General features: G+C 50.7%; 9 protein-coding genes. 6 read left to right on the plus strand and 3 right to left on the minus strand.

Annotated elements, in window-relative coordinates:
- From AC3Y23_RS27010 to AC3Y23_RS27020, 3 genes are all read left to right on the plus strand, one after another.
- Positions 1-365, plus strand: a 365-nt coding sequence (locus AC3Y23_RS27010; RefSeq protein ID WP_379204997.1) for an IS3 family transposase, incomplete at its 5' end; no start/stop codon positions are given.
- 675 nt (positions 366-1,040) lie between these two features.
- Positions 1,041-3,320 (plus strand): ArnT family glycosyltransferase, encoded by a 2,280-nt coding sequence (locus AC3Y23_RS27015; protein WP_379204999.1) that lies wholly within the window; start codon positions 1,041-1,043, stop codon positions 3,318-3,320.
- A gap of 93 nt (positions 3,321-3,413) precedes the next feature.
- Positions 3,414-4,394 carry a glycosyltransferase family 2 protein gene (locus AC3Y23_RS27020; protein ID WP_379205001.1) on the plus strand — a complete coding sequence of 327 codons (981 nt, stop codon included), beginning with the start codon at positions 3,414-3,416 and terminating at the stop codon, positions 4,392-4,394.
- A gap of 1,008 nt (positions 4,395-5,402) precedes the next feature.
- Here the strand turns inward: AC3Y23_RS27020 and AC3Y23_RS27025 are convergent.
- Entirely contained in the window at positions 5,403-7,037 is a 1,635-nt protein-coding gene (locus AC3Y23_RS27025; protein WP_379205003.1) for a sensor histidine kinase, read from the minus strand.
- Complete coding sequence (locus tag AC3Y23_RS27030) at positions 7,034-7,720, minus strand: response regulator transcription factor (RefSeq protein WP_379205005.1); 687 nt, start codon at positions 7,718-7,720, stop codon at positions 7,034-7,036. The genes AC3Y23_RS27025 and AC3Y23_RS27030 overlap by 4 nt, the downstream gene beginning before the upstream one ends.
- Positions 7,721-8,184: 464 nt before the next feature.
- Here AC3Y23_RS27030 and AC3Y23_RS27035 point away from each other — a divergent pair, with 464 nt between their 5' ends.
- The 3 genes from AC3Y23_RS27035 to AC3Y23_RS27045 all read left to right on the plus strand — a co-directional run bounded on the left by AC3Y23_RS27035 (position 8,185) and on the right by AC3Y23_RS27045 (position 12,985).
- On the plus strand, positions 8,185-9,348 hold the full coding sequence (locus tag AC3Y23_RS27035) for a glucose-1-phosphate adenylyltransferase (RefSeq protein WP_379205007.1): 1,164 nt from the start codon (positions 8,185-8,187) through the stop codon (positions 9,346-9,348).
- 24 nt (positions 9,349-9,372) lie between these two features.
- Complete coding sequence (gene glgD, locus AC3Y23_RS27040) at positions 9,373-10,476, plus strand: glucose-1-phosphate adenylyltransferase subunit GlgD (RefSeq protein WP_379205009.1); 1,104 nt, start codon at positions 9,373-9,375, stop codon at positions 10,474-10,476.
- 76 nt (positions 10,477-10,552) lie between these two features.
- The gene (locus tag AC3Y23_RS27045) at positions 10,553-12,985 is read left to right on the plus strand and encodes a glycogen/starch/alpha-glucan phosphorylase (protein WP_379205011.1); all 2,433 of its coding nucleotides are present in this window, start codon (positions 10,553-10,555) and stop codon (positions 12,983-12,985) included.
- Between the two features lie 95 nt (positions 12,986-13,080).
- Here AC3Y23_RS27045 and AC3Y23_RS27050 read toward each other — a convergent pair whose 3' ends face one another.
- Complete coding sequence (locus tag AC3Y23_RS27050; protein ID WP_379205013.1) at positions 13,081-13,560, minus strand: GAF domain-containing protein; 480 nt, start codon at positions 13,558-13,560, stop codon at positions 13,081-13,083.
- Between the last annotated feature and the right edge of the window lie 38 nt (positions 13,561-13,598).

A 13,598-nucleotide genomic window follows, 5' to 3' on the forward strand; every position in this document is an offset into this window, starting at 1 on the left:
TTTTGGACGCCCTTCGGGCTGCTTACGCAGCGAAGCGACCAGGCAAAGAGCTCTTGCACCACTCCGACCGAGGTTCTCAATATACTTCTAAGGATTATGTCGAACAACTGAAAAGCTACGAGATGGAATCCAGTATGAGTCGCAAAGGAAACTGTTACGATAACGCCTGCATCGAGTCTTGGCACAGTATTTTAAAGAAAGAGCTCATTTACTGTAACCCCCGTTTCAAAAACAAGGAAGAGGCTTACAATGCCATTTTTCAGTACATTGAATTTTACTACAACCGCAAACGAATACATGGCGCGCTAGGGTATCTTTCTCCCGCTCGCTTTGCACAGCAATTTAATAAAAAATCCGTTGCGTGACTGTCCACTTTCTTGACAGAGGTCCAATTGTACCTTAAATTTGCCAGAATCCCCCGTCCAGCGTGCTTTTTCGAAAATTAAGATACAATAATGACCTTATTTCCTTAATTCACCTATATTGAAGAAAAATAAGGTGCAAAAATGCTGTTAGTTGGGAAAAAGCCCCTCTTTTTCACGGTTTAGACGACAGGTCAGGGGGAATATCCCGCCTCTACGCTTCTAGTGGTTGAAAATTGTCGATAGTCTATGTTCCGGTGCTAGCTTTCCTGTGGAAAGCTTTCAGGGAAGCGCTTTGCGCCCACAGCTCCAGACTTCGTCGTTCTCTCATCTTCGCTTTTGTTCGGCTTATAGATACAGAGGAATAAAAATATTAGCAAAGAAGCTCCGCTCGCCCGAAAAAGGGCAGTGGGGCTTTTTTGCGTTCTGCTATTGCAACTATTGCAACTATTGCAGTCATTGCAGTGTGCAGTCATTGCAGTGTGCAGTCAATGTAGTTGTTCAGATATTGCCAACGTTGCAACGTCCCTGAAAATGTTATTCAGCAAACATTCAGCCAGCACTCATTGTCCATTAAGGTACGGATGCGATACTACATCTGCGGAACAAGGAACATCGAAACGAAGTAGCGATATACCGCAAGATGAAGTTCAAGAGCGATGGGAGTGTGGGGGACGTATGTCAACGATCAAAAAGCAGGGACCGGATCTAGTTTTGCCTTTTATTCTGCTCCTGGCAGCATTTCTGTATGGCTATGGCATTTGGAATGATCATTATGTTAATACCTATTACACAACAGCCGTAGGGAGCATGCTGCAGAGCTTTCATAATTTCTTTTTTGCTTCCCTGGATTCGGCAGGTTCGGTAACGGTGGATAAGCCGCCGGTAACATTCTGGATTCAGAGCCTCTTTGCCCTGATCTTCGGGCTGCATGGCTGGAGTGTGATTTTGCCGCAGGCGCTGGCGGGTGTTGGCTCAGTTCTGTTAGTGTATCTGCTGGTCAAGCCAACCTATGGTATTAACGCAGCACGTATTGCCGCACTGGTGATGGCTTCGACGCCGGTAGCTGCGGCGGTTAGCCGCACGAACAATATTGATGCGATGCTGGTATTCACGCTGCTGCTGGCAGTCTGGTTTCTTTTTAAAGGGACTAAGAGTAATCGTATGGGCAGTCTTCTTGCCGCTTTCGCGTTGATTGGGGTCGGATTCAATGAAAAGATGCTGCAGGCTTACATGGTGCTTCCGGCATTCATCCTGTTCTATCTGCTGGCAGCCAAGGTGGGCTGGAAGCGAAAGACAAGTGTGCTGGCAGCAAGCACAGCAGTCATGCTTGTGGTTTCATTGTCCTGGGCGGTAATCGTCGATGCTATCCCGGCGGATAAGCGTCCCTTTATCGGAAGCAGTGGTACCAATTCCGTGCTCAATCTGGCGTTTGGGTATAACGGCGTCTCCCGGCTAACGGGGGATCGCAGCACCGGTGCTGCGTTTGGTGGCGGTGGCGTGCCTAACATGAACGGTAACGGGATGCCTGCATGGAACGGTGAAGTGCCTGACGGAGGCAATGGCAACGCGTTCGGGACGGACGGCGGCAGGTCCGGGATGGGCGGCATGGGCGGACGTGGGGCGAATGGCGCCCGTGGAATAGGCAGCATGGACCCCGAAGGGCAACAACGGGATCGGGGCCAGCGAGGTCAAGGCGGATTCGGCGGCGGTGGTGGGATGTTCCACACAGGTACGCCCGGACCGCTGCGGCTATTCCAGTCCGACCTGTCTGGCCAGGCTAGCTGGCTGCTGCCGCTTGTAGCGGTTGCTTGTATTGGGCTGTTCGCTAGTCTGCGTAGAAGAAACTTCACGCAGCAGCATAAAGAGGCAATTTTCTGGTTGGCATGGCTGGTGCCAGTAATGGGCTTCTTCAGCATCGCCGGGTTCTTCCACCAGTATTACCTGATCATGATGGCTCCGCCGATTGCTGCATTGGCCGGCGCAGGCTGGAAACAATTATGGAGTCAGTACCGTGAGCACTCCGGCTGGCGCTCCTGGCTGCTTCCGGTAGCCATATTGGCCACGATGGCCTTGCAGTGGTATATTCTACACCCTTATGACAGCACCATCGGTAGCGGCTGGTCCATCGGGATTTTGGCTGCGGGCATCCTAGCGACCCTGTTGCTCGTTATTTTCAAAGGCAGAGAGCAATCATTCGTGCATACAACGGCGGTTGCCGGGCTGCTGGTGCTGTTGATCGGTCCCCTCTACTGGGCAGTAACGCCGATTGCCTATGGTTCCAACAGCATGACCCCGGCAGCGGGACCTGATAGCAACTCCGGCCCGGGCGGTATGCGCATGAACGCTGGTTTCATTCCCGGTGGCAACGATCCAAATGCAATAGGTGACGCTGCGGGCAACTTTGGTGGTGTTCCGGGTAACTTCGGTGGTAGCGCAGGTAACTTCGGTGGCGGCGCGGGTAATTTTGGTGGCGGTGCAGGCAATTTTGGTGGTGGCGCGGGTAATTTCGGCGGCGGTGCAGACAACTTCGGTGGTGTTCCGGGCAACTTTGGAGGTGGTAAGGGCGGCTTCGGTGAGCGCGGTAGTGAAGGAGTCAACGAAGCTTTGCTGACTTATCTGGAGGAGCATAATTCCGGCGAACAATACTTGTTCGCGACAATGGATTATGGGACAGCCGGACCTTATATCATTGATAAAAATGCTTCCGTAGTAATTCTTAACGGATTTAATGCCTCTGACCAGGTCTACACGCCCGACTCTCTGAAGGCATTGGTAGAGAGTGGGAAGGTGAAATATTTCCTCATTTCCGGCGGCGGGATAGGCGGCGGTCGTGGCGGAAATAGCGAACTTACAACCTGGATTACCGAGAATGGAACCGAGGTACCCGCGGCGGACTGGCAGGGAGCAGGTACAGCCGCCAACACCGGAACCCTATACGAGGTCACCTTGAAGTAACAGAATGGCTTTTAACCATAACAAGGCAAGCACGCTGTGGTCTGTGAGGTACCGGGCGTGCTTGACCATTTCCCAGTAAAGGAGGTAGCGTCCATGAGTGTAACTATACGCTATTCCATTATCATACCGATGTTTAACGAGGAAGCAGTCATTCAGGAGACGTACCGGCGAATCAAAAAAGTAATGGGCACAACGGGCGAGTCGTACGAGCTTCTTTTCGTGAATGATGGCAGCACTGACCATTGCGCAGAAATGATTGAGGAGTACAGCCACTGGGATGAGAGCGTCCGCTTGATCGACCTGTCCCGCAACTTTGGGCATCAGGTGGCGATTACGGCAGGCATGGATTATGCCCAGGGCGATGCGATTGTGATTATTGACGCGGATCTTCAGGACCCGCCGGAGCTAATTTTGGAGATGATAGAAGAGTGGAAAGTGGGCTACGATGTGGTGTACGCCAAACGGGTGAAGCGACATGGGGAATCGTTGTTCAAAAAATGGACGGCAAGCCTCTTTTACCGGGTACTTCGCTATTCTACTGATATATCGATCCCGGTAGATACGGGTGATTTTCGCCTTATTGACCGTAAGGTTTGTGATCAGCTAAAACGTCTGCCCGAGAAAAATCGTTTTGTACGCGGACTCGTCAGTTGGGTCGGCTTCCGGCAGAAAGCTATTGAATACGAGCGCGACGAACGCCTTGCTGGTGAGACCAAATACCCGTTGAAGCGCATGATCAAGCTGTCCCTGGACGGAATCACTTCTTTCTCGTACAAGCCGCTGAAGCTGGCAGGGTATCTGGGCGGGGTACTGTCAGCTGCTGGTTTCTTCTACTTGATGTATGTGCTGTACCTGGCTATTTTCACAGATTCAGTGGTTAAAGGTTGGGCATCAATGATCGGCATCAGCTTGACGTTCAACGGGTTCGTACTGGTCATGCTCGGTATTCTCGGCGAGTACGTGGGCCGCATTTACGATGAGACCAAAGGGCGTCCACTGTATATCGTGGAGGAAGTATACGGAGGCCCATCACAGGCTGTTCAGGAGAAACGCAAGATTCAGTTGAACAAATAACGTTCCGGAAGGAAGTAAGGAGAACGGAATAAAGTAAGAAAGGGAGAAAGAAGGGAAGTAGGGGAGAAAGTAAGGGAGTAGGAAACGGATAAAGAAAGGCAGAAAGAAAGGAAGGAAGGAAGGAAGGAAGGAAGCGTCTTCCAGGTGATGGACTAGAAGATCTTTGTTGCTTCGTTATTCGTTTTACTAAAATAGGGGATGCTCTTGCAGCGAATGTTTGGGCTGCGGGCATCCCCATTTCGGTAACAGGACTTTCCTGATAAACGTGACAAGTATACCATCTCCATCGGTGGGCATTCCCGCTTCAGTAACAGGATTTTCTCCAGTTAATTCGGAGAGAAATCCTGTTTTTTATTTTTTAACAGGAATTTCTCCTGTTAATTATCTGTAATTCGCTGATATGACCGCTCAAGGCCAATAATAACTGGAGAAATTCCAGTTATTGAATATGCTTTCTGGTGTGACGGCGAATTAACAGGAGAAAATCCCGTTATAGGTGTTGAATTTGACTAAATCTCGACTACAGCCGATCCCCAACCAGTCCGCAACCGATCCCCAACCCCCCAACCGATCCCCAACTATAAACACAGTTTATTTATAGTTGTTTTTGAAAAGCAGCTTTGCCAAACTTATTTCCCTGCACAAGCCATTTGCCTTCCACGTAAAATAGAGTCAAAATCCCTTCTAACGGAACGCGGATACATTCCTTATTCTCTTAATCTATTAAGACAGGATCGGTGTATGATTCAAATTCATCCGATCATCTTTCGGGTCTAATACCTTGAATTTCAGATTCTCAGAGATAACCAATGTTGGATGGATAGGGGCTATGCTTACGAGTAAGGTTGCATAACGAGTAGTAAATGCTTTTTCAGAAAGATATTTATGAAGCCTACCTGTGCAAAATATGAAGCGGGTTCTCAGCGTTCTTTAATTCGGAGTAGACAACAAAAATAGCAAGTTCCGGCGCCTGTCCGGTGCTTGCTATTATAACGTGCATGCCTACTATTAAGACATTCCTTGCACACAAGGAAGAGACACCTTGAAGACTGTTTCTACACCCGGAATACTGGTGACGTTGATGTCCCCGCCATGGGCTTCGACGATGGACTTCGAGATCGATAGGCCCAGCCCGGACCCTCCGTATTTGCGGGTCCGGGAGGAGTCGCTGCGGTAGAAGCGGTCGAAGACGCGGGGCAGATGCTCGGCAGTAATGCCGGAGCCATTGTCGCTCACGGTCAGCTCGGCCCGCGGCCCCTCGGCATGCAGCGAGATGCGGATGACGCCCTCCTGGTCATCCGTATGCTGCACTGCATTGTGGAACAGGTTCAGGATCACCTGTTTGATTTTATCGGCATCATAGAGGCCATGGATGCCGTAGGAGATATCGAAGCTGACCCGGCGGTTCCCGGCCAGCACGGGCAGACCGGGCTTCATCTCCTCCAGGATGCCGCCGAGCTCAAGATCTGCCAGGCGCAGCTGCGGTGCGCCATCCATACGGGCCAGCAGCAGCAGGTCCTCCACCAGCTTGTTGATCCGCTTCGATTCCCCGTGCATGCTGTTAAGCGCGCTGTACAGCTGCTCACTGTTGTCGGCAGCGCCGCGCAGCAGAACCTCCAGAAAGCCGTGGATGGAGGTCAAGGGAGTCCGTAGCTCATGAGACGCATCAGCGGCGAAGCGCCGCATCTGCTCTTTGGCTTCCCGCTCGTTGCGGAAGGAGATCTCCAGACGCTCAAGCATCGCGTTGAACGACCGGGACAGCTTGTCGATCTCCATCTGCCCCTGAGATACCGGGAACCGCACATCCAGGTTACCGGCATCGATGCGCTGTGCGGCGTCCCCCATATTGGACAGGGGGACAAGCGTCTTTCGCAGCGCGGGCAGATACAAGAACAAGCCGGCCAGCAAAGCTGCCAGGGACAAGGCAGCAAAGATGAGCAGTTGCTGGAGGATGACATCCTTCAGTGGGCCCGTTTCCACTGTCATTTGCAGCAGCAGCCTTGTATTTCCTGGCCTGCCCAAATTCATGAAGACAGCCAGATGCTCGCTGCCGTCTTCGGCGTTGATCAGCTTATATTTGCCCGTGGCCTGATCGGGTGTCCGCCTCATCAATTCCTGATACTCTTCGTTGGTTAATCTGGGAGCGGCCGCCGTAGACAGTGTGTCCTGCTGAAAATCCTTGAAAGTGCCATCCGAACTGTAGATGGCAAGAGTCGCATGGGCGTCCAGCAACAGCGGCCGCCCTGTACCGTAACGGGGATTGCCGGGTCCGGATATCATGCCCCCGCCCGGAACGTTGGTATCGAAGCGGCCGCCGCTCCCGCCGCCAAAATTCTCATTAGGCTTGTTTGTACCGGCCTCATCTCGCAACGAATAATTCAGGAAATTAAAGAAAAACTCACGCGGAACGGACCGCAGCTGGGTTTCCATAGCTTCCGCCCTGTTCGTATAGGTGAAGTTACGCATCAGGATATATTGCAGCACACCAATCAGCAGCAGCAGCAAGGACAGGATCAGCAGCGAAATGGAGAGCAACTGTTTGCGGAGAGAACGGGGCGCAAAACGATCCCATATCGTGCGAAGTCTGCTTTGTCCACTTGCTGCCACTCCAATATTGCCCCTCTTACGCGATGGCCCGGTCATTCCAGATCCACCCGGTAGCCGGCACCGCGCAGAGTACGGATAATCCGATGTTCTTTATCGCCCAGCTTTTCACGCAGGGAACGGATATACACCTCTACGATATTCTCCTCTCCGCCAAAATCATACCCCCATACTTTGTCCAAAATCATGGGTTTGCTGAGAACGAGACCATGGTTCATTACAAGATATTGCAGCAGTTCATATTCGGTGGGTGACAGCTCCAGCACCTCGCCGCGAAAACGAATTTCCTTGCCCCTTCCGTCAATACGGAAAGGACCAAGACGTACTTCGCCCAGCAGGCCAGGGAACTGGTTGCGCAGCCGGGCCTGTATTCTTGCCAGCAGCTCCTCGAAGCTGAACGGTTTGATCATATAGTCGTCCGCACCAATAGACAGCCCTTTGACCCGGTCATCGACTTCGTCTTTGGCGGTCAGCATAATTACCGCGATATCATTCTCTTCTGAACGCAGATAGTGGCACACCTCGAAACCGTCCATTCCCGGCATCATGACATCCAGGATAGCTACATGCGGCTTGAAATCAGCGGCTTCAGCAATAGCGGTCAACCCATCAGGAGCCGTTCGTACTTCAAAACCTTCATTGATCAAACCAAGTTCCAGAAACTGCAGAATATGCGGTTCATCATCAACAAGCAGCAGCCTGACGCCTGGGGTAGCTTTCATTCCGATCCCTCCAACATTCTGATACTCTATTATGCCACAACTTTTTGAACGTTTGCTGAAGATGCGGCACATGCTGCTATGCCCTAAGGAAGACTGAATTCCTCAATGTGCTGCATAATGTTTAATCAATAGGATAAGAAATTCATGTGCTTAATAGCCAATAGGGTTATAGTTTCTTATTTTTAATTCCTGTGAGAAAGGGTTTTGACGGCAGGCTATCGAACAATTTACAATAAGAATAACTTACCCGGTATGGAGAGCCCTCTCCAGTCAAGGTAGGCCATTTGAACGACTCCGTTTCCCCGTTTGTAACCTTGTCTAAGTTCCTATCTAGCTCATTTCTTTCTGTTTCACTTCTTTCTGGAATTTTGATTTCATCGTCATTCTATCCATTCCACTTCTTAATCACTCAACCTTGTTTACTGCAGAAGCTTTGATACCCATAAGTCAAGGGAGGCTCTTCCATGAAGAAAAAAGAAATGGTAGCCATGCTATTGGCAGGAGGCCAAGGGAAAAGGTTGAAGGGATTGACCAAATCACTTGCCAAGCCCGCTGTTTATTTTGGAGGAACCTATCGCATTATTGATTTTCCTTTGAGCAACTGCTCCAATTCAGGGATTGACACGGTGGGGGTGCTCACGCAATATGAACCGCTTGTACTGCACTCTTATATTGGCATAGGCAGTGACTGGGATTTGAACCGCAAGAACGGCGGGGTGTTTGTGTTGCCGCCGCATGAGCGGGAGAACGGAAGCAGTTGGTATAGGGGGACGGCGGATGCGATTTACCGCAATCTCAAATTTGTGGATCAATTTGACCCTGAGCATGTGCTGATTCTCTCGGGTGACCACATTTATAAAATGGACTACAACGCGATGCTTCAATACCACAAGGAGCGGGGAGCCGATTGCACGATCTCGGTGATTGACGTTCCACTGGAGGAAGCAAGCCGTTTTGGCATACTTAACACGGAGGATGATCTCAAAATTTACGAGTTTGAGGAGAAGCCTGCGGAGCCCAAAAGCACACTTGCTTCAATGGGTGTATATATTTTCAAATGGGAAGTGCTTCGGCAGCATCTGCTGGAGGATGGGGAAAACGCTGATTCCTCCCATGATTTCGGCAAGGACATCATTCCCCTGATGCTGGAGGACGGCCAGTCGCTCTATGCCTATCCATTTGAAGGCTACTGGCGGGATGTGGGCACTGTGACCAGCCTCTGGGAAGCGAACATGGACCTGCTCAGTGATGATCCGCCGCTCAATCTCAATGATCCTGGCTGGCGCATCTTTACCCGCAATCCGAACCAACCGGCTCAATATGTGGCCCCTGGAGCCAATGTCTCCGGCAGCATTATTAACGAGGGCTGCATTGTATATGGTGAGGTTAAGCACTCGGTGCTCTTTTACGGCGTGGAGATTGGTGAGGGCAGTTTAATCACAGATTCGGTGATCATGCCGAAGGTCAAGATCGGTAAGAACGTACGGATACACAAGGCAATCATCAGCGAGAACACGGTGATTGAGGATTATATGGAGATTGGCACCCAGCGGGAGAATGAGGAAGAAATTCTGCTGGTCGACGATAGAAGCAAAAAACGTATTTCCGTTGCAGCCAAAACCATATAACCATGTAGAGGACGGTGGAACCCGATGAAGCAATTGATGGGTGTAATCAATCTGGATCATGAGCTCGACAAACTGAATGAGCTAACCTATTTCCGCTGCGGCGCAGCCGTGCCTTTTGCCAGCCGCTACCGCCTGATTGACTTTGTGCTTTCCAATATGATGCGTGCGGAGCTGGAAAGTGTCGGGCTGTTCGTCCGCCGCAAATACCGATCGCTGATGGACCATCTGGGCGACGGAAAGTCATGGGATATGAACCGCAAGCATGGCGGACTGTTTATTTTGCCTCCGGACTGGAACGATCCGACTGACACCTCCCTAGGTGACCTCCAACACTACCACAACAATCTGGATTTCTTCAAGCGCGCCTCCGCTAAATACATCGTGTTCTCGGGCAGCCAGCACGTCAATACGATCGACCTTGAGGATCTTTATCGCTATCATCTCGACAAAGGCGCCGATGTTACGCTTGTCTATAAGAAGATCGAGCATCTCCAGCCGGAGCATGATTTGTGCAGACGCATCGAATGCGATGAAGATCAGAATGTCATAGAAATTCACCACGAGAAAGACCACCCCAACCTCTATCTTGAAATTTTTATTATGGAAAAAGAGTTGTTCCTGGAGAAGGTTGAATACTGCATCGCCCATGGGGAGAGTTATTTCTTCCGGGATGTTATCCAGAAGCAGCGCCACAAGCTCAAGATTGCCGCCTATGAATACCACGGTTATCATGCTGTTATCAATTCTTTGGAGAGCTATTACAAGAACAGTCTGGAATTGCTCCAGCAGGACAATTACTTCAGCCTGTTCCGGGAGAATCCGGTCCAGACGAAGATCAAATATGAAGCACCAACCCGTTATTTGGAGAGCGCAAATGTTAGCAATTCTCTGGTAGCTAACGGCTGCATTATTGGCGGCACGGTGGAGAACAGCATTATTTTCCGGGGCGTTCAGGTCCGAAAAGGGGCAAGGATTATCAACTCGGTCATTATGCAGAAATGTGTGATCGAAGAGGATGCCGTCATCGAAAATGTCATTATGGATAAGGACGTCCATCTCAGCAGGGAACGTATTCTTGTCGGAGATCATAAACGTCCGTTCGTTATTGCCAAGAGCAGCAAGATTTAGCAGAAGGAAGCCGGGAGATCCGGTTGTTGTCTGTCGGTTGTTCTACTAAAAAAGCATTGTTAGGAGGAACCTACTGTTGTTTAACGATAAAGAAACCTTCAAACAAGTGTTCCGCGAGAGACTCATCGGAAATTTGGGCAAACCGCTCGCAGAAGCTTCAACTGCCGATGTCTACAATATTTTGGGCAGCATGATCCGCGAACGCGCAGGCAGCAATTGGGCAGATACGAACCAGAAGTACAAGGCCGATAAGGATAAGCAGGTCTACTATTTTTCGATGGAATTTCTGATCGGCAGACTTCTTGGCAATAACCTGCTGAATATGGGTGTACTGAACATTGTGCGTGAGGGACTGGCTGATCTCGGCTTTACCCTTCAGGATGTTGAAGAGGAGGAAGCGGATGCGGGCCTCGGCAATGGTGGTCTCGGGCGTCTGGCGGCTTGCTTCCTGGACTCGCTGGCTTCCCTGCAATATGCGGGGCATGGGTGCGGGATACGATACAAATATGGCCTATTCGAGCAGAAGATTGTTGACGGGTATCAGGTAGAACTGCCCGATTACTGGCTGCAGAAGGATAACGTGTGGGAAGTGCGCCGTGAAGACAAGGCCGTGGAGGTGCGTTTCTGGGGACAGGTAGAGACGGATGCCAGGGATGGAGAATTGATCTTTACGCATAAAGATTACGAAGCTGTGCGGGCGGTGCCTTACGATATTCCCGTTATCGGGGCTGATCACAGGCATGTGAACACACTGCGTAACTGGAGCGCAGAGTCGATTACGCAGCCGTCCCGGACACTCGGCGTGTTAGGCGGAACGGACTATCACAAATATCTGGAATACAAACGATCTGTTGAATCCATCTCGGAATTCTTATACCCGGATGATACGCAGTATGAAGGCAAGCTGCTGCGGCTGAAGCAGCAATACTTCATGTGTAGCGCAGGGCTGCAAAGTATTCTGCGAACCTTCGGGAAGCTGGATCTGCCCTATGAGGAGCTGCCGAACAAGGTGGCCCTTCATATCAACGATACACATCCCACGCTGGTGATCCCGGAGCTAATGCGAATTCTGATGGATGAGAAGGGGCTTGGCTGGGATCAGGCGTGGGATATGACGACCCGAATGGTCTCTTACACGAACCACACTATTCTGAGCGAGGCATTGGAGAGATGGCCGCTGCAGATGGTAAAAGAATTGCTGCCGCGCATCTTCCTCATTATCGAGGAGATCAATGCCCGCTTCTGCGGTGAGCTGATGAGCCGCTATCCTGGCGATCAGGACCGTATCGCGCAGATGGCAATTATTCACGATGATCAGGTGCGGATGGCTCATTTGGCGATTGTCGCCAGCCACAGTGTGAATGGGGTGGCGGCGCTGCACACGGAAATTCTGAAAAAGCGTGAAATGCGGTTGTTCAACGAGATGTATCCGCATCGTTTTAACAATAAAACAAACGGGATTACCCACCGGCGCTGGCTGCTGCATGCCAACCCTGAGCTGGCCAGTCTGATCAATGACTCCATCGGTACGCGCTGGATGCATCATCCGCAAGAGATGATCGGGCTGATCAAATACGGCGAGGATGTCTCCTTCCAGGAGCAAATCGCTGGCATCAAACGCCGCAACAAGCTCCGTCTCGCTGATTATATCCACAGCAAGCATGGTGTCTGGGTAGATCCAGATTCCATCTTCGATGTCCAGGTGAAGCGGCTGCATGCCTATAAACGTCAACTGCTGAATATCCTGCATATCATCCATCTTTACAATCAGATCAAAGACAATCCATCGATGGATATGGTACCGCGTACTTTCATCTTCGGAGCCAAGGCTGCGCCAAGCTATCATCTGGCGAAGCGGATTATCAAGCTGATTAATACCGTGGCAGATGTCGTCAACAATGATCCTGATATCAAAGGCAAGGTGAAGATTTTCTTCCTGGAAAATTACTCGGTTTCCCTGGCGGAGAAGATCATTCCCGCTGCGGATGTCAGTGAACAGATTTCTACGGCAAGCAAGGAAGCGTCCGGTACCGGCAACATGAAATTCATGATGAATGGTGCGTTAACGATCGGGACGATGGACGGGGCCAACGTGGAGATGCATGAAATGGTGGGCGACAACAATATGTTCCTGTTCGGCTTGCGGGCGGAGCAGGTGCTTGATTATTACCAGCATGGCGGTTATAACGCCCGTGATGTCTACAGCGGTGACGGCAGGGTCAAAGAGGTGCTGGACCAGTTGATTACACCAGGGCCATTCTGCAATCACACTCAGGAATTTGAGACCATCTATCATTCGTTGCTGGATAACAATGATGAGTTTTTCGTCCTCAAGGATTTTGCTAGCTATGTAGAGACCCAGGTCGAGATTGACCTGGCTTACCGCAATCGTAAAGAGTGGATCAAGAAATCGATCATCAACATCGGCCATTCCGGTAAATTCTCCAGTGACAATACCATTAGCCGTTATGCGTCCGAGATTTGGAACATTCATCCTGTGCTGCTCTAGTTGCAATAATCGATAAGTAAACAAAAGAACGGCTGCGCCTCTCGGTAGGGAGGGTGCAGCCGTTCTTGTTGTGTTTCTTAATGAGACGATAGGCCTTAGATAGCTTCGACGATGATCGCTGCGAACCGTTCCAGAAAACGACGCTCTTCGTCATCAAAACGATCCTTGAGCGGACTGTCGATATCCAGAACACCGAGTAGTTCGTCACCTTTGATCAGTGGAACCACGATCTCGCTGTTGGAGGCAGCGTCACAGGCAATATGCCCTGGGAAGGTATGGACATCGTCCACGACTAACGTGCGACGCTCCGTTGCAGCCGTACCGCATACTCCGCGGCCCAGCGGAATACGGATACAAGCGGGCAAGCCCTGGAAGGGTCCCAGTACCAGCTCTTTGCCATCGAATAAGTAGAAACCGGCCCAGTTGGTATCCGGCAGAGCGTGTTTAAGCAGTGCTGAGGCATTGGCCAGATTGGCCATCGCACTCGGTTCGTCTTTGATGAGTGCCACGAGCTGAGTCAGAACCATCTCGAATTGCTCGCTGCGTGTTCCATCATAAGGCATAGCCTGAAACATAAAGTATCACCTTCCTGTACCTTTGGGTCAGTATAATT

It is taken from the genome of Paenibacillus sp. MAHUQ-45 (assembly GCF_058133325.1).